Source organism: Avibacterium sp. 21-599, from assembly GCF_026226765.1.
Lineage (GTDB): Bacteria > Pseudomonadota > Gammaproteobacteria > Enterobacterales > Pasteurellaceae > Avibacterium.
The window spans coordinates 396477-414563 of the sequence record NZ_JAKKOB010000001.1 but is presented as its reverse complement, the minus strand read 5'-3'; the positions used below and the strand labels follow the sequence as shown (position 1 = coordinate 414563).

Here is an 18087-nt window from a genome sequence, read left to right as displayed (position 1 = left end):
CTTTTATTGATAATAAATTACGTATTAGCTAAATTAAGAACCGTGTTAATATTACTCGCACTTGTCGCAATAACATCAATAATACCTGTACGCAATGCTCCTAATATAGCCATTGATTTTGCATTTTCAGATGCAATTCCTATAACACAAGGAATTGCCTTTAAATCTTCTAAACTTAATCCAATAACGCGATTATTCATTACCGTATCAACGGGTTCACCTTTCAAATTAAAAAAACCATAACCTGCAATTTCGCCTATGACACCTTGGTTAATTCGAGCATCTGTCATTTCCTTTGGCGTAAACCATCCTAACTGCACCATATAACTATTTTCATTCATATCTCCAATCCCAACTAAAGCAACATCGGCTTTTCTTGCTCTATCTAGTGTTTCTTTAATTAACCCATTTTGCATAAAAATATTACGAAACTCTTTATTTTCTAGGTAAGCAGGAGCATATAATGTTTCATTTATACCGTTAAATTTCCTAGCTAAATTACGGCAAATATGATCAGCATCAACAGGATCTCCTATGCGTTGAACCCCACCAATCCCACAAATAAACTTACAATTTTTATCAGGGAATATTCCTATATGTTCTCCAACAGCAGCGATATTCCTTCCTTGGCCTACAGCAATGGTCATTCCATCTTTTAGGCTGTTAGATAAATAACTACTTACTAATGCGGCAACTTGTTTACGTTGTTCATCTTCGTTATATTCGTCAATTGCAATTAAAGCTCGTTGGATACCAAATTTTTCAATTAATCGTTTTTCTAATTGAGAAGTAAAAATAGGATGATATTTTACATTAATTTCAACTACGCCCTCTTGTCTTGCTTTTTTTAATAAACGCCCAACTTTGATTCTAGAGATGTTAAATTTTTTAGCAATTTCTTCCTGTGTTAATTCTTGTTCATAATAAGCAATTGCAATTTCTGTTAGTAAATCTATTTCTTTATAATTCATTATATTCCCTTGTTATTTTTAAATAATTTTTTCTATATAATTTTTTGATTTTATTAAAGTTAATTCAATTAAATTAAGATCAATTTTTTCTAGTGTTTTTTTAGGTGTGGAATCTAGTTTTCTATACATTCTTAGTGGGATTTCTAAGCTGGATAAGATATTGTTTTTACTTAATTTTTTAATGATTTCTTGATAAGCAATCATTCCTTCTCCTATGGCTGAAAATTTAAATACATCTCTTTCTATATAAACATCTTTTATATGAAAATGACAGCTGTGTTTTATAGCTTTTAAAGACTGTTCTATTACATTTAGCTTTCTATCATATGTGAACATATTCCCCGGGTCAAAATTTATAGAGTAATATTTATCATCTAATTCATTTAAAATTTCAAAGGCATCACTTAATTCTACAAAGGCATTAAAATTATAATCTCCAGCATTTTCTAAACATAGAATACAATTGTTATCCTCTAGTAAAGGTTTTAATGACTTTAAATTATAAATTAGTTTCTGTTTGTTTTTAGAGGTGGTTGTACAGGCATTAATATATTTTACACCAATTGAATGAGCAAATTTTAGGCGAGGATAGAATATTTCATATAAATTATCTGTTGATAGATCCATAGTACATCCTAAAGAAAATGTATCTAAATCATATTTATTTTTTAGCATATTAATTTTATTCGCATTATCTATGTTAAATAATTCTTGGTTAATGTTACTCATATAACCTTGATTATATGCTAGTTCAAAGTATTTAAAACCACATTTTCTAATGGAAGAAAATATATCTTCTATATTATACCCATCGTAAATTGAGGTGTTTACAGCTAATCTAAAATTATTATTCATATTTTTCTCGCCATTTTATCTATATGTGGATTTGATAAATTTTCTTTGCGTTATCAAAAAACAATTTATATTGTTCTTCGTAACTATACATTTTTACTGATTCTTTAAAACCAGTTAAAATAGTATTAAGATTTCCACATAAACTATCTACAGGAAAATTACTTGCAAACATACAGCGTTCAATACCAAATATTTTGATTGTTTCCTGAATAATCCACCTATTATCATCAATATTCCATGATTTATGAGGTAATCCTATCCCTGAAATTTTTACAACAACATTTGATACTTCGGATAATTGAGACATTGCTTTATGCCAACTATGAAGCCCTTTTTTAGAACGATCTGATGGCAATCCTGTATGATTTAAAATGATCAATGTTTCAGGGAAGTCTTTAGCTAGTTGTTCAGCTTCATGTAAATTCCACCAGGGCGTTTGCAAATCGAAATTCAAATTAAACTTTGATAATAATTCGTACCCCCTACGCCATTGATCATCGCTCATTAGGGTATATCCACCACTTTTAGCTTCTTCAGGAGAAGAGGGGCCTGCAGGCTTATGTCGTATGCTTCTGACTAGTGGAAAAGAAGCCTGTTTTTCTAGCACATCAGATATATCATCATGGTGAAGCCAAGCTTGAGCCACAACAGCATTAGGCATTTTAAATTTATCTGCAATAGTATGGATATATTTAGTTTCACCAATTGGATCATTTGGGTCCCATTCAGCATCTACATATACTGTTGCTACTATATTATGTTCAGGTGTAGCATCTTTTAAATAATCTGGAGGCAAATATTCCTTTTTAATTGCTGTATAATCACCATATCTAAACGGAATTAGTACATCCGGCTTTAACCAAGGATGAGGGTTAATATGGGGTTGCCAAAAATGTTGATGAGCGTCTATCATTGGACCATTGTAGAGTTCAGTTTTCATTTTATTATCTCCTTTTATTTATTATCTTTACTTAACCGAATACTTAGTGTTCCCAGAATGTAAATAGCAGAACAACTAGCAAAAAAAAGTAAGACATTATTATAATCGTTGGATACTTGCAATATATAGCCTACTAATATAGGAACAGTAATTCCACTAACACTCCCAGCCATATTCATAATTCCACCTATAAGACCTACTTTATTCTTTGGAGCTAATAATGCAGGAAAACTCCAGTATAGACTTCCCCACATCAAGAAAAATGAAGCAATTGATAATGCAATAATGGCGATTATAGGGTCATTTATATTTGGTAAATAGGAAAAAGATATTAAAGTACTAAGACCTGAAACAACTAATATGCTCTTTATAGATAAACGTTGAGATATGCCATGTTTTATAAGAAAATCAGAAAAGAAACCACCACAAAGAGAACCTAATGTTCCACAAAGAAAAATAATAAATGTTGCATTCCCTATACCTTTAATATCAAATCCTCTAGAGTGAGCTAAATAACTAGGTCCCCAAGTTAGTAAACCAAAAAACATCATTGCCCAAGCAGCTCTACCAAATAATATAGCTACAAGGGATCGTATTGGTATCTCTGATCTAGCTTCAATATTTTCTGGAGTTATTACATTTAGTTGTTCAGTATCATTCCGATTAAATATAATGTTTAACTCTTTTTTATTTACACGAGGATGTTCTTGTGGCGTATCGCGTAGATATTTCCAAGTAACAATTCCAAGTAAAACGGTAATCACACCAATAATACCAAACACCAATCTCCAAGAACCCAAAATAGCAATCATATAAGATATAATAATCCCACCTATTGCTGCCCCTAAAGGTCCCCCACAATCCATTATAACTGCCCCTCTCCCGCGTTCTTTAGGGGATAACCAGATTGAGTTCAATTTCCCTCCAGCAGGAAATAGTGGAGCTTCTCCTACTCCTAGCATAAATCGAGATAATAACAGTGAAATTCCACCAGTAGAAAATGCTGCTAATGTCTGAAATATCCCCCATAATGCAGTAGAAGCTGTGATTATTTTACGTGGACCATATTTATCAATTAACCAACCTCCCGGTATTTGCAGTAAAGCGTAAGCCCAAAAGAAACTACTTAAAATAATACCTTGCATGGTCGGTGATAAATTAAATTCTTTTGCAATTGTTGGAATAGCGATAGATAGTGAAATCCTGTCAATCAAATTTACTACAACCAGTAAGAATATGATGCCAAAGATGGTCCAACGGACATATGATTCTTTATGTGTACTCATATAACTTTCTCCTTTATACCTTTTATACAAGATATCTAATAAATTAGAATCAATTCATAACATTACTTCTCCAAAAACTCGGACATAAATTTAAGAATTAATGACATAGATACAGAACCGGGATCAACGTGACCTAAGGAACGTTCACCTAAGGTTTTGGCACGACCGAAAACTGCAATTTGATTACGAGTCCTTTCTGCACCTTCTTCTGCGGCCTTTGCAACAGTTGATAAGGCACTCTTCAGATCTTTCCCGATTACTTGCTCAGCTTGTTTTTCGGCAGCGACTAATGAATCAACCATCGTCTTATCTCCCGGTCTTGCTCCTCCTCTAGAAAAAATCGCTGAAGATCCCGCTACTAAGAATTGTGAAAGTGCTTCACTATTGAATTCTTGTTTCTCTAAGAGTGCTTTACCACCAGCTCTAAATAAAGTACCAAATATTGCGCCAGAAGCGCCTCCCATACTTGACATCATTTTTGTTCCTATGGTGGAAAATAATTCACCTATATCGTTAGGGGAAAAAGTATCATTGGTAAGCAAATCACGAACGGCTATAAAACCACGTTGCATACCTATTCCATGGTCCCCATCTCCTATTTTAAGGTCTAATTCAGTTAATACTGGCTCACTTTCTATCATTTTCTGAGCTGTATATAGAAGCATTTCTCTTGTTTCTGTTAGATTCATATTATTTTCTCCAAGCAAAGCTGTCACAAGGCATATCGTATAATTTTTGTAATTCGTCATCTAAGCGGAATATTGTGATTGAATAACCTGCCATTTCTTGAGATGTACAGTAAGAACCAATTAATACATCATGAATTTGAATCCCTCGTTTGACTAATTCTTGATGTACTTGGCGATAAGCAATTAATAATTCAGTATAAGTAGATGCACCTAAATTATTTATAGTTACACAAACTTTATCGCCATTATTTAATTCAGTATCGGCACATAAACGATCAATCATTTCTTGGCTAATTTCATTTGCGGTTGTCATTTTTTGCCTGCGAACACCCGGTTCACCATGAATTCCCATACCAAGTTCTAATTCATCATCGGCTAATTCAAAGTTAAATTTACCCGTTTGAGGAATGGAACAAGCGCCTAATGCAACACCAATTGATCTCGTATTAAAATTAGCTTTTTTAGTTACTTCATAGACTTGCTCTAGATCATAACCAGATTCCACCGCCGCTCCTGCAATTTTTAAAACATACATATCTCCTGCCACTCCGCGTCTATTTGACATTTTTGAGAGTGATGCTGAAGAAATATCATCGGTAACTCGAACTGTTTTAGTTATTATTCCTTCCTCTTCTAAAAGCTCAGCTGCAATATCAAAATTCATATTATCACCAGCATAATTTCCATATATAAAGAGTACACCTTGATTTTTATGGGCGGCTTTAGCTGTCTCAATGATAATATCTGGGGATGGCGATGCGAAAAATTCACCTAAGGCAGCGGCATCAGCTAATCCCCGACCAACATAACCAGCAAACATTGGTTCATGTCCACTGCCTCCACCAGTTACAATGACTGGGCGATTGGCAACAATATCATGGCGAATAACTCCGCTTACCTGGTTTACTTTTATTAACTTTCCACCACAAGCAGAAATTAGCCCCTCTAATTGCTCTTGTGTGGCATCATTAGGATTATTTAATAATTTTTTAGGTTTTTTATTCATTTTTCTTTCTCCTTTTAGATGATTATTTCCCTTTTAAACGCCCATTTCCCATTCGGACAGCAATATTAAACGCAGCTTCAAATGCTGTTGGAATTGCAATATTCTTTCCATATAAATCGTATGCGGTTCCATGGTTTGCTGTTGTAATAGGAATTGGAATACCTCCTTGTACTGTCACCCCTCGCTCAAATCCCAGTAATTTAAGTGCTGTAGAGAATTGATCATGGTACATAGATAAAACACCGTTAATATTAAAACGCTGGACTTCTCGCATTGTGGTATCCCCAGGAAATGGTCCATAAACATCAATCCCCATTTCTTTTGCTTGTTGTATAGCTGGTTTAATGATTGTAATTTCCTCATCGCCAAACACCCCATTTTCTCCACCGTGAGGGTTTAGCGCTTGAATGGCGATTTTAGGTGATTTAATGTCCGCTTGTAGCAATGTTTTGTTTAACAGTAAAATTCCATCTAAAACACCTTTAATAGATAAGTTGGGAACGATATCTTTAAAAGGAATATGAGAGGTTACCCGAGCAGCCCAAATGTCATCAACTACATTTAATTCACATACAAAATCCTTAAACTCTGTTTGTTCTGCAAACCAATGTAATTCATCACGATATTTTAAGCCTCCTTTATGCATTGCTTGCTTATTTAAAGGAGCAAAACAGATTGATTGTACATATCCTGCTTTAGCTAAATTAACTGCAATTTTTAAGGTCTCTAAAATATAAACACCATTTTGCTCTGCAGCCCTACCATACTCTAAAGGAAGAGAGTGAGAGCCTCTATGTTCAAGTAACACAGGTATGCCATCACTGAATGTATAATTGAAAATATTGTTATGAGTAATTTTCTCATAAGGGAATGTCAGCTCTGCACATTTCATTCCATTTAATAATTCCAGCTCATCTCCAATAATTAATATATTTGCTTTATCTCTCATATCCTGCTTACTAAGCAGTTTGGCGGTCAGTTCTGGACCAATGCCAGCAGGATCCCCTAGAAGCAAAGCAACTACAGGTTTCTTCATATAAATCCTCCTTAATAAATGTTCAAATGAACAGTATATAAACTTTTGAATCATCTAGATTTAACCATATTTAAAATATAAAAGACGTGATTTAGATCTCATTTTTGATAAAAAATCAATAAATTTATAATATTTGTGAGCAAAATCACAAATTTTATCATTTGAAATAATAGCTATTTTGAGCTTATATAAGTAAAAACACTAAAGATACATTAATTACTTGAATTTTAAAGATATATTTTAATTATTAACAGTGATCAACGTTAGTCAAAACATCATAATATTTGTTATATTAATGATAATTTGTTTTGCCTAGATTTAGGGATTTCTACGGATAATTGATGGAAGCATAGAATATGCGTACTTCTTTAAGGGGAAAGCTATGGCGTTATTATCTCGTTATCAGCTTTTTCATATCTCTTTTGAAGGGAATATGAAATATAGGTTTTTGCAGGAGGGGCTAAAAACTGATCTGATCCCCAAAGTGAGCCTAGAGGATCAGCGGTTTTGTTTTAGTGTTTGAAATGTTCGGCTAATACTTGTGCAATGCCCGGTTCATCATTACTTGTGGTCGTCAGTTTGGCTTGACGTTTTACTTCTTCTTCCGCATTCCCCATTGCCACTCCCAGTCCTACTGCGGTGAGCATACTGGTGTCATTGTGGTTATCGCCGAAAGCAATCACCTGCTGTGGTGCAATGTTCCACTGCTTTAAGACCTCTAATAATCTCGCTCCTTTAGTATTACCAGCGTTGGCAATATCTACACGATCGACCCACGACCATTCACAACTAAATTGTTCAATAGGCAACTCTGCCACGACTTGGTTCATAATTTCTTTATTTTGTGTGCTAATCACGCATTTCCAGATTGGTTTATCGTGATCGATTATGGTTTGAATGCTTTCTACTTTTCGTACCAAAGGACGTACACTCTCAGGACAACTTGCGACCCATTTAAGAAATTTTTCCATATGGGGATTTAGCTCGGCATAATTCATTGCATTGCGTGAATACATTAATAAATGACAATGATGTTTAGTAGCCGTATCATAAATTTGTTGTGCTTGCTGTTGTGAAAGCGGGTTGGCCGCTAACACCTCATCATTTTGCACATCATAAACATAGGTACCATTGCAACAAATAATTGGCGTGGTTAAACCCAGTTCTACATAATATGGAATGACTGCCGTATGATGCCGCCCTGTTACCAGTAATATTTTAATGCCTTGCTGCTGAAGTTTTTTTATCGCGTCTTTATTTTGCGCTAAAATTTGACCTTGAGAATTTAATAATGTGCCATCGAGATCGAAGGCGACGAGTTTATAATCCATTTTTTTATCCTTTAGACATATAAATAACTACTGTCCATAATACGCATTTTTGCCGTGTTTACGCAAATAATGTTTATCCAATAACACGGGTTGCATTGAGGTTAAATTTGCATTTAACTGATGGCTGAATAAATTCATATAGCCAATTTCTTCTAACACAACCGCGTTATGCACCGCATTTTCTGCATTGCTTCCCCACGCAAAAGGCCCGTGTGAATGGACTAATACGGCAGGCACGTCTTTCGCATTAATCTTGCGCTGGCGGAAGGTTTCCACAATCACATTGCCGGTTTCAAGCTCGTAATTCCCGTTAATTTCTTCGTCAGTCATTTTTCGCGTACAAGGAATGCTGCCATAAAAATAATCCGCGTGGGTTGTGCCGGCGGCAATTAAATCTAACCCAGCTTGCGCCCAAATGGTGGCGTGCCGTGAGTGGGTATGTACAATCCCGCCAATGTCAGGAAATTGACGATACAGGGCTAGATGAGTTGGGGTATCTGAAGACGGTTTTTTATTTCCCCACACGCGTTCCCCTGTATGCACATCGACAATCACAATATCCTCTGCCGTCATCTTGTCATAGTCCACCCCTGATGGCTTAATGGCGAGCAGCCCTGAAGTGCGGTCTATTTCGCTGACATTTCCCCACGTAAAGGTGACCAAATGATGTTTTGGTAGGGCAAGATTGGCGTGTAACACTTTTTCGCGTAATTCGGCTAGCATTGGAATCCTCCTTGTTGCATTTGTTGCTCAATAAAACGGCGTGCGTTAATGATTTCTTCAATCGGTTCATCGGCTTTTTCTGTCCACATTTCAATGAGAAACGCCCCGCGATAATTTAGCTCGGCAAGGGTTTTAAAGCAGGTAACAAAATCTACGCAGCCTTTGCCAAAGGGGACATCGCGGAATTGCCCTTTGCAGGTTTCGGTAACTTTATAGGTGTCTTTCAAATGAATCGCGGAAATTTTATCGATGCCTAATTGTAATTCTTCGACCACATTATCATTCCACGCAGAAAGATTGCCGAGGTCAGGATAGACAGTAAACCAAGGGGAGCGAATGAGGTTATCCCATTTTTTCCAGCGGGTAATGGAACTCATAAATGGGGTATCCATAATTTCCATTGCAAGTGTGACTTGATTGCTTGCCGCTAACTCAACCGCCCATTCCATTCCTTGTTGAAAGCGTGCTAACGTGCTTTCGTCTTGTTCTTCGTAATACACATCATAACCCGCCAATTGAATGGTGCGGATACCCGCATCTACCGCCAACTGAATGGCTTTTTCCATAATCTCATAGGCTTTTTGGCGAAGCGTTTCGTCGTGACTGCCAAAAGGAAAGCGGCGATGGGCAGAAAGGCACATTGAGGGAATGGTGATACCTGTATTGATAATGGCTTGCACCAACTCAAGGCGTTGTGCCTTGCTCCAATCTAATCGGCTCAATCGTTCATCTGTTTCATCAATGGAGATTTCGACAAAATCAAAGCCACAGGCTTTGGCGATGGAAAGTCTATCTTGCCAGCTGATATTTTTGGGTAGGGCCTTTTCATAAATGCCGAGTTTGTGTTTTCTCATTGTTTCGTCCTAAAAAAGTTACGTAATTTTTACCGCACTTATACTAGACGTACTTCAAGCCCTCTTGCGGTAAGTTGCTCAATGACTTGGGGATCGGCTTCTTTCCCTGTAATAAGGAGATCAATATTTTCTAATTGGGTAAATAGCATTCCTACTTGTTTACCTAATTTTGAACTGTCTAATAACACAACATATTTTTCTGCTTTAGAAGAAAGTTGCTGCTCCGAATGTGCGATAATCATATCTGTTTTAAAAAGCCCATCAACGGTAAATCCTCGCCCACTTGTAAACATAATATTTGCGGAATAATTTGTTTCATTTTGTTGATTAAGTGATAGCGTGATGGCTTTTTCTTGATTATATTGTCCTCCCATAATGACAAGATCTGAATGATTTTGCTTAATAAGATCATTAACTAAAGGGATATAGTTGGTAATAATCTGTACTTTTCTGCCACACAAATAGCGTCCTAGCATTTGCATTGTTGAGCCACAAGTAATAATGACGCTTTCATTGTCTTTGCATAATCTTGCGGCTGCTTGAGCAATACGTTGTTTCTCGTCAAAATGATTGATACTGCTTTTTTCACTGGTTAAGTGAAAGGTGGTTAAGGCTTCCGCACCATTTCTAATTTTTCGTAATTTTCCTTGTTGATGTAATTTATTAATATCTCTGCGTGCAGTTGCCGGTGAAATATTTAATAAATCAATAATTTCTGCGGTAGAAAGCAGATGATTTTCGGCTAGTCGTTCCAACAATAACTTATGGCGATAAGTTTCGTTCATTTTTCCCCCTAAAAAAGTACAACATTGTAAATTAAATTATTATACGCGCATTCCTAAATGATTTTAAATCATCTTAAATCAGATGTAATCATTTTGTGTGAGCGAATTTTTCTTTAATTTCTTTGTTATCATTTAATTACAGCAAGGGAGCAAGCCGAAATAATTTACCGGCAATAACATTTTTTAGAATGATGAATATGCCCATAGGGAAATCAAGGCAAAAGAGGGATTTTCTCTTTCGCCTTGAGATTAATTAAAGCATTGCCTTGAATGGAATATTAGGTTCTTGTTCAAAGCAATCATCGAAACCACGTGGATGATGATATTCAATAAGATCTTTATCACGTGGATAAATATATTTACCCCCACTTCCCAGATGAATGGGTGAAACTTATATTGAAGCCGTTCTTTACGCATTTTCCATAAGGCAATAATTTCATCAGTACTTGCCATAAAATTTGTCCAAATATCGTGATGAACAGGAATAATGACTTTACAACGTAAACTTTCCGCCATTCTAAGAAGATCAATGGAGGTCATTTTATCCGCGATACCAACAGGGTTTTCACCATAATTATTCAATGCAACATCAATATCAAATTCTTTTCCGTGTTTTGCAAATTGAATTGAAAAGTGGGAATCTGCGCCGTGATAGATAGTTCCGCCGGGGGTTTTGAACACATAATTGACCGCTTTACGTCCCATTTCTTCATCGCTTGGGCATAGCCCTTTGAGTTCTCCACCTTGCTCTTCTGCACCTTCCACTGGTAGGGTAACTAAACAGGTTCGATCAAAAGAATCTAATGCGTGGATTTCTACGTCTTTGATTTTAACGACATCACCCGGTTTTACGGTAATGAGGCGATCTTCAGGAACTCCCCATTTTTTCCATAATTCGGTACAGTGCCAAGGACCAACAAATTTTACGTGATCAAGTTTAGGATTATTGACAATGGCAGCGGCAACATTCACGTCGATATGGTCGCTATGGTAGTGAGAGGCTAAAATAAAATCGACTTCATTGATTGCAAACGGATCAATGACCATTGGTGCTGCACGTAAATTAGGTTGTAATTTACGAACACCTGCCATATTAGCCATTTGGTGTCCACGTACCATATCTTTCACTTTTTTGGTGGATTTTCCACGGCTACACCAAAGATCCATACATAAATTTGCACCACCGGGGTTTTTATCCATACGCCAACGCAACCTAGCCACCACATTGCAAAATTTCCTTCGGGTACAACTTCCTGTTCTATTTCTTCATTTAACCAAGTTCCCCACTCAGGGAAGGTAGAAAGGATCCAACTTTCTCGTGTTATTTCATTTACATTTGGCATTGTTTGCTCCTTACTTTTTTGTAATTAGTAGTCAAAATAAATCTTTTTTAATCGTAATAAATCATTTTTATAAATGAAAGGATATTTTGTCTGTTTTGTGATCTATATCATATTTTACTTTGACTTAAAGGGATTTTAGCTAGGCTCATTACTAAATGTAAATAGAGGTTTGATTATTTGGAAAGAATTTTAATTTGTGATCTTACTCACAAATAATCAAAAATAATCTTTTTATTTGATTGTTTTTGCGTATTATAGTGATGATTTTACTTTTGCTGTTTGAAAGTGAACATTATTATCAATGATAAATTCAATCTGAGGTAGTAAATATTATGGAAACAATTATGCACTATTTTGGGATCTTTAATACGCAGGTTTTATCTAAAGCTCCCTTTTTACTTGGGATTGTCGCCTGTTTAGGCTATATCTTACTGAAAAAAGACACGACAACGATTATTAAAGGAACAATTAAAACGATTGTTGGATTTATGATCGTTCAAGCGGGATCAGGTTTCTTAGTCACAAACTTTAAGCCTGTGATTGCAGGATTATCCAAATTTCACCATTTGACAGGCGCGGTGATTGATCCCTATACCAGTATGCAAGCCACCATTCAAACAATGGCAGACAATTATGGTTGGGTTGGCTACGCTGTTATTGGCGCATTATTTTTAAACATTTTATTAGTGGTGTTTAGGCGCTTTACGGGTATTCGGACAATTATGCTTACAGGGCATATTATGTTTCAGCAGGCGGGGTTAGTTGCCGTATTTTTATATGATTATTGGTGCTTCAATGTGGGAAACGGTGATTTATACCTCCGTGCTAATGGCATTATATTGGGGAATTTCTTCTAATATTATGTATAAACCGACGCAAGCGGTGACAGGTGGCGCGGGCTTTTCTATTGGACATCAACAACAAATTGCTTCTTGGGTTGCAACAAAGTTAGCGCCCAAATTAGGCGATAAAAATGACAGTGTTGATAATATGAAATTACCAAAATGGTTGCATATTTTCCACGATAGTATTTCTGCAACTGCATTAGTAATGACCGTATTTTTCGGCATTATCTTGCTTTCTTTTGGATTAGATAATTTGCAAGCGATGGCAGGAAAAACCCATTGGTTTATGTATATTCTAGAAATGGGATTAAAATTTGCGGTTGCCATTCAAATTATTGTTACTGGCGTAAGAATGTTTGTTGCAGAGCTTTCTGAAGCATTCAAAGGTATTTCAGAGCGGCTAATTCCTAATTCCGTGCTTGCCATTGACTGTGCGGCAATTTATGCCTTTTCTCCAAATGCGATGGTATTCGGTTTTATATGGGGGGCAATTGGGCAATTTGTCGCCGTTGGGTTATTACTTGGGTTCAATTCGCCAATCTTAATCATTCCGGGCTTTATTCCAATGTTTTTCTCTAATGCCACAATCGGCGTTTTTGCAAACCAATTTGGTGGCTGGAAAGCTGTGATGAAAATTTGTTTTGCAATGGGGATCATTGAAGTAATGGGATCGGCGTGGGTGATTCAGCTTCTGGCAACACAAGGCGCCGAATTTAATGGTTGGATGGGAATGGCTGACTGGGCATTATTTTTCCCACCAATTTTACAAGGGATTGTCAGTGTACCGGGGTTCTTCTTCATTATTTTAGCACTTGCAATGGTCTATATGTTCTTTGCTTCCCGTAAATTACGTGCTGATGAAGCGGCAGCGGCTGCGGCAGGGAAAACATTAGAACAAATGGACGGCTATGGTAATGATGACAGCGTAGCACAAGATTTGGTTGCAGAAGTACAAGCAGAAAGCCCTATGGGCGAAAATCCAGTACGTATTTTGGCGGTATGTGGTTCAGGCCAAGGTTCATCAATGATGATGAAAATGAAAATTAAAGGCTATTTAGATAAACACGGGATCGCCAATATTATGGATTCTTGCGCGGTAACCGATTACAAAGGAAAATTAGATGGTGTAGATATCATTGTGTGTTCTAAGCACCTTGCCGATGAAATTCAGGGTGGTGAGCGAGTTTCAGTGCTTGGGGTACAAAATATGTTAAATCCAAATTCCTTCGGTGAAGAGTTAAAAGCGTTAATTAAGAAATATCAGTAATAGTCCTTTTACCGCACGCTATAATAAGTGCGGTAAGAATTTCGCGAGGTTTTTTATATGCTAAAACAATCATTAATTGAAAATAATTCAATCAAGTTACATCAAAAAGTAGAAAATTGGGAAGAGGCGATTAAACTTGGGACAGATATGCTTGTTGCATCAGGTGCAATAACGCCTCGTTACTATGATTCTATTATCAATATGATCAAACAAATGGGACCTTATATTATTCTATCACCGGGGCTAGCTATGCCACACGCAAGACCCGAAGATGGCGTAAATCGCACCGCCTTTGCGTTAGTCACTTTAGATACCCCCGTGCAATTTGAAGGAGAAGAAGAACCTATTAAAGTATTAATTACGTTAGCAGGCAGTGATTCTAATCAGCATATGCAAGGGATTATGGAAATTACCCAGGTGTTAGAAGATGATGATCCAAATAGTGAAACGGGTGTTGATCTAGAAAAAATACTTCAATGCCAGAGTGCCGAAGACGTCTATCTTGTTATTGATCAAGCATTATCAAATTAACTGTTATAAGAAGGAAGAAATTATGTCAAAACCCTTACTACAAATCGCATTAGATTCTCTTTCATTAGAAAAAGCTGTTGCGGATGCTAAACAAGCTGAAGCTCTAGTGGATATTATTGAAATTGGTACCATTCTCGCGTGTGCTGAGGGAATGAAAGCCGTTAGTACATTACGAGCCTTACATCCTAATCACATTCTTGTTTGTGATCTTAAAACAACGGACGGCGGAGCTATTTTAGCAAAAATGTCTTTTGAAGCAGGAGCTGATTGGCTAACGGTTTCGGCAGCCGCTCATCCCGCAACCAAAGCCGCGTGTAAAAAAGTGGCGGATGAATTTAATCAGGCTCATCCAGATCTTAAAGTGAAAAAAGAAATTCAAATTGAAATTTATGGTAACTGGACACTTGAAGATGCCAAACAATGGGTTGAGCTTGGTGTGACTCAAGCGATTTATCACCGTTCTCGTGATGCAGAGTTAGCTGGCAAAGGTTGGACAGATGAAGACATTGAAAAAATGAAATCTCTTGAAGCACTGGGATTACAACTTTCTATTACAGGAGGAATTGTGCCAGAGGATATTCATTTGTTTAAAGGGATCAAAAATGCAAAAGCCTTTATTGCTGGCAGAGCATTAGTGGGGGAAAAAGGCAAGCAGACCGCACAGGCAATTCATACTGAAATAGAAAAATATTGGAGATAAGAGAATAACTGGCAGAGAGAAATGGCACAATATTTTTATTGTGCCATTTTGGTTTTATTGCTTACGCCACGTTGTGCCATTTGCACCGTCTTCTAATACAATGCCCATTGCATTGAGTTGATCGCGGGCTTCATCAGCGGCAGCCCAGTTTTTAGTTGCTCGGGCTTCGTTGCGTTGTTTAATTAAGGCTTCGATTTTGGCGACTTCATCACCGTCAGCGCCAGCTTGTAAGAAACGTTCAGGGTCTTGCTGTAATAAGCCTAAAATATCGCCTAACTCACGCAAACGGGCGGCAAGTTGAGAGGCTTTGATTTTATCTTCCTTTTTCAATTTATTGATTTCACGCGCCATTTCAAAGAGTACAGAGAGGGCATTTGGTGTGTTGAAATCATCATCCATCGCTTCTTTAAATTGTGCGACAAATCCTTCGCCACCTTGCGGGGCAACATTCGGATCGGTATCACGTAATGCCGTGTATAAACGCTCTAATGCGCCTTGTGCAAGGTTAAGATTTTCTTCACTGTAATTGAGCTGGCTACGGTAATGGGCAGTGAGTAAGAAATAACGTACCACTTCGCCGTGATAATGATTTAATACATCGCGAATGGTGAAGAAGTTGCCGAGGGATTTCGACATCTTTTCCTTATCCACCATAATCATTCCTGAGTGAATCCAGTAATTGACGTATTCGCCATCGTGCGCACAGCAAGATTGCGCAATTTCATTTTCGTGGTGTGGGAACATTAAATCTGAGCCACCACCGTGAATATCAAAATGCTCTCCAAGTTGTTTACTATTCATTGCTGAGCATTCAATATGCCAACCTGGGCGACCTTTTCCCCACGGAGAATCCCAACTTGGTTCATTGGGTTTAGACATTTTCCATAACACAAAATCCATTGGGTTTTTCTTGATTTCAGAAATTTCAATTCTTGCCCCGGCTTGTAATTGAGTGAGATCTTGGCGAGAAAGTTTGCCATACTGTGGGAAACTTTCTATATCGAACATCACATCGCCATTTTCTGCCACATAAGCGTGGCCACGTTGAATTAATTTTTCAACAATATCAATAATTTCAGGAATATGATGGGTGGCTCTTGGTTCAATATTGGGGCGTAAAATGTTGAGCGCATCAAAATCACGATACATTTCAGCGACCATTCGATCCACTAATTGCTCACAGGTTTCTTTATTTTCTAATGCGCGTTTAATGATTTTATCATCCACATCGGTAATGTTGCGTACATAAGTGAGATCGTAACCCAAATAGCGTAAATAACGTGCAATCACATCAAAACAAACAAAAGTGCGTCCGTGTCCGATATGGCATAAATCATAAACGGTAACACCGCACACATACATTCCCACTTTATTAGCTTCAATGGGAGTAAAAATTTCTTTCTCTCGGCTTAATGTATTGAAAATTTTTAGCATTTGTTTGTTTCTCTTGAAATGATGAATTAGACAAAATAAATGAGCTGGAATTATACCGCACTTTTATGAAATAATAACCGCCTTTATCAGTTAGAGGAATATAACGATGACAATGGTTACTTTACACACCAATTTGGGTGATATCAAACTTACTTTAAATAGCGAAAAAGCGCCACTTACCAGCGAAAATTTTTTAACCTATTGTAAAAATGGGTTTTATGATAACACAATTTTCCACCGTGTTATTAACGGCTTTATGATCCAAGGTGGTGGAATGGAAGCGGGAATGAAGGAAAAAATACCAATGCGCCCATCAAAAACGAAGCCAATAACGGTTTAAGCAATAAACGTGGGACTATCGCAATGGCTCGCACCTCTGATCCTCATTCTGCAACAGCACAGTTTTTTATTAATGTAGCAGATAATACGTTCTTGGATTACCGTTCTAAACAAATGTTTGGTAAAGAAGTGGTACAAGATTGGGGCTATGCCGTATTTGGTGAAGTCGTGGACGGTATGGATGTCGTAGATAAAATCAAAGGTGTAAAAACCGGCAATAAAGGCTTCCACCAAGATGTTCCTGTGGACGATATTGTCATTCAGTCTGTTACAGTGGAATAAGATTGACGAAATAAAAGGAGGCTTGCCTCCTTTTTAACTTATAGACTTACTTTAGGAATTCTCGTGCCATTTTTTGATACTCACACTCATCTTGATTATTTATTGGCTGGCACTCAACAGCCTTTGGCGGAACTGATTGAAGAAAGCCAACAAGCTGGCGTTGAAAAAATGTTAGTGGTGGCAGTGCAAGCAGAAGATTTTAATAATATTGAAAAACTCACCGCACTTTATCCTAAACAGCTTTATTATGGCTTGGGTTTACATCCATTATATATTGCTCGGCATCGCTTAGCAGATTTAGACCTATTGGCACAGCGGCTTGCTCAGCGTTCTAACAATCTGACTGCGGTAGCTGAAATTGGCTTAGAAAAAGGCGTGCCTGAGCTATTAACGCCTGCATTATGGCAAAAACAATGCGAATTTTTAGAAGCTCAACTTCATTTAGCGAAAGACAATCAATTACCAGTGAATTTACATTCACGCAAATCTCACGAGGATCTTTATCGTTTTTTAAAAAACGCCCAACTTAGCATTACGGGCGTGGTACACGGTTTCTCAGGCAGTTATGAACAAGCCAAACGCTTTGTCGATTTAGGCTATAAAATTGGCGTAGGCGGTGTGATTACCTATGCGCGTGCGAACAAAACTCGTGAAACCATTAAACGTCTGACTTTAGATAGCTTATTGCTCGAAACCGACAGCCCGGATATGCCCGTATTTGGTTTTCAAGGTCAGCCCAATCGCCCAATGCGTATCCGAGAAACCTTCAAGGTATTATGCGAATTAAGATCAGAACGTCCCGAAGCCATTGCCGAGCAAATTTGGCAAACTAGTTGTGCGTTATTTGCTGAGAAATAGTGCCATATTAGT

15 protein-coding genes and 3 pseudogenes are annotated in these 18087 nt (G+C 37.2%); 5 read left to right on the top strand and 13 right to left on the bottom strand.

What is annotated here, in order from left to right; genetic code table 11:
* Positions 1–17: 17 nt before the first annotated feature.
* The 12 genes and pseudogenes from L5B83_RS01945 to ulaG all read right to left on the bottom strand — a co-directional run bounded on the left by L5B83_RS01945 (position 18) and on the right by ulaG (position 11819).
* Positions 18–971 (bottom strand): sugar-binding transcriptional regulator, encoded by a 954-nt coding sequence (locus tag L5B83_RS01945; RefSeq protein WP_265777386.1) that lies wholly within the window; start codon positions 969–971, stop codon positions 18–20.
* Between the two features lie 18 nt (positions 972–989).
* Positions 990–1826, bottom strand: a complete 837-nt coding sequence (locus L5B83_RS01940; RefSeq protein WP_265777385.1) for a sugar phosphate isomerase/epimerase family protein — start codon at positions 1824–1826, stop codon at positions 990–992.
* Positions 1827–1845: 19 nt separating this feature from the next.
* Complete coding sequence (locus tag L5B83_RS01935) at positions 1846–2766, bottom strand: amidohydrolase family protein (RefSeq protein ID WP_265777384.1); 921 nt, start codon at positions 2764–2766, stop codon at positions 1846–1848.
* A gap of 14 nt (positions 2767–2780) precedes the next feature.
* Complete coding sequence (locus tag L5B83_RS01930; RefSeq protein WP_265777383.1) at positions 2781–4052, bottom strand: MFS transporter; 1272 nt, start codon at positions 4050–4052, stop codon at positions 2781–2783.
* Positions 4053–4114: 62 nt separating this feature from the next.
* A complete protein-coding gene (gene dhaL, locus L5B83_RS01925) occupies positions 4115–4741 on the bottom strand; it encodes a dihydroxyacetone kinase subunit DhaL (RefSeq protein WP_265777382.1) in 627 nt (208 codons plus the stop codon).
* 1 nt (position 4742) lies between these two features.
* Positions 4743–5747: a dihydroxyacetone kinase subunit DhaK gene (locus L5B83_RS01920; RefSeq protein WP_265777381.1), complete on the bottom strand. Its 1005-nt coding sequence runs from the start codon at positions 5745–5747 to the stop codon at positions 4743–4745.
* Positions 5748–5769: 22 nt separating this feature from the next.
* The gene (locus tag L5B83_RS01915) at positions 5770–6783 is read right to left on the bottom strand and encodes a 4-hydroxythreonine-4-phosphate dehydrogenase PdxA (protein ID WP_265777380.1); all 1014 of its coding nucleotides are present in this window, start codon (positions 6781–6783) and stop codon (positions 5770–5772) included.
* A gap of 512 nt (positions 6784–7295) precedes the next feature.
* A complete protein-coding gene (locus L5B83_RS01910) occupies positions 7296–8114 on the bottom strand; it encodes a pyridoxal phosphatase (protein WP_265777379.1) in 819 nt (272 codons plus the stop codon).
* 27 nt (positions 8115–8141) lie between these two features.
* Positions 8142–8837 (bottom strand): L-ribulose-5-phosphate 4-epimerase, encoded by a 696-nt coding sequence (araD, locus tag L5B83_RS01905; protein ID WP_265777378.1) that lies wholly within the window; start codon positions 8835–8837, stop codon positions 8142–8144.
* Positions 8831–9691 carry an L-ribulose-5-phosphate 3-epimerase gene (locus tag L5B83_RS01900; RefSeq protein WP_265777377.1) on the bottom strand — a complete coding sequence of 287 codons (861 nt, stop codon included), beginning with the start codon at positions 9689–9691 and terminating at the stop codon, positions 8831–8833. The genes araD and L5B83_RS01900 overlap by 7 nt, the downstream gene beginning before the upstream one ends.
* Positions 9692–9729: 38 nt before the next feature.
* The gene (gene ulaR / locus L5B83_RS01895) at positions 9730–10476 is read right to left on the bottom strand and encodes an HTH-type transcriptional regulator UlaR (RefSeq protein ID WP_250350876.1); all 747 of its coding nucleotides are present in this window, start codon (positions 10474–10476) and stop codon (positions 9730–9732) included.
* A gap of 253 nt (positions 10477–10729) precedes the next feature.
* Positions 10730–11819: pseudogene (gene ulaG, locus L5B83_RS01890) on the bottom strand (L-ascorbate 6-phosphate lactonase).
* 332 nt (positions 11820–12151) lie between these two features.
* On the opposite strand from ulaG, the pseudogene L5B83_RS01885 reads away from it, so the two are divergent.
* From L5B83_RS01885 to L5B83_RS01875, 3 genes and pseudogenes are all read left to right on the top strand, one after another.
* A pseudogene (locus tag L5B83_RS01885) lies at positions 12152–13931 on the top strand (PTS ascorbate-specific subunit IIBC).
* Between the two features lie 57 nt (positions 13932–13988).
* A complete protein-coding gene (locus L5B83_RS01880; protein WP_250364137.1) occupies positions 13989–14462 on the top strand; it encodes a PTS sugar transporter subunit IIA in 474 nt (157 codons plus the stop codon).
* A gap of 22 nt (positions 14463–14484) precedes the next feature.
* The gene (locus L5B83_RS01875) at positions 14485–15162 is read left to right on the top strand and encodes a 3-keto-L-gulonate-6-phosphate decarboxylase UlaD (protein WP_265777376.1); all 678 of its coding nucleotides are present in this window, start codon (positions 14485–14487) and stop codon (positions 15160–15162) included.
* Positions 15163–15216: 54 nt separating this feature from the next.
* Here L5B83_RS01875 and cysS read toward each other — a convergent pair whose 3' ends face one another.
* The gene (gene cysS, locus L5B83_RS01870; protein WP_265777375.1) at positions 15217–16596 is read right to left on the bottom strand and encodes a cysteine--tRNA ligase; all 1380 of its coding nucleotides are present in this window, start codon (positions 16594–16596) and stop codon (positions 15217–15219) included.
* Positions 16597–16708: 112 nt separating this feature from the next.
* Between cysS and L5B83_RS01865 the strand changes: the two are divergent.
* Together L5B83_RS01865 and L5B83_RS01860 are read left to right on the top strand one after the other, a co-directional pair.
* Positions 16709–17217 (top strand): annotated as a pseudogene (locus tag L5B83_RS01865) (peptidylprolyl isomerase).
* Between the two features lie 63 nt (positions 17218–17280).
* Positions 17281–18075, top strand: coding sequence for a TatD family hydrolase (locus L5B83_RS01860; RefSeq protein WP_265777374.1), 795 nt, complete (start codon positions 17281–17283; stop codon positions 18073–18075).
* Positions 18076–18087 lie beyond the last annotated feature (12 nt).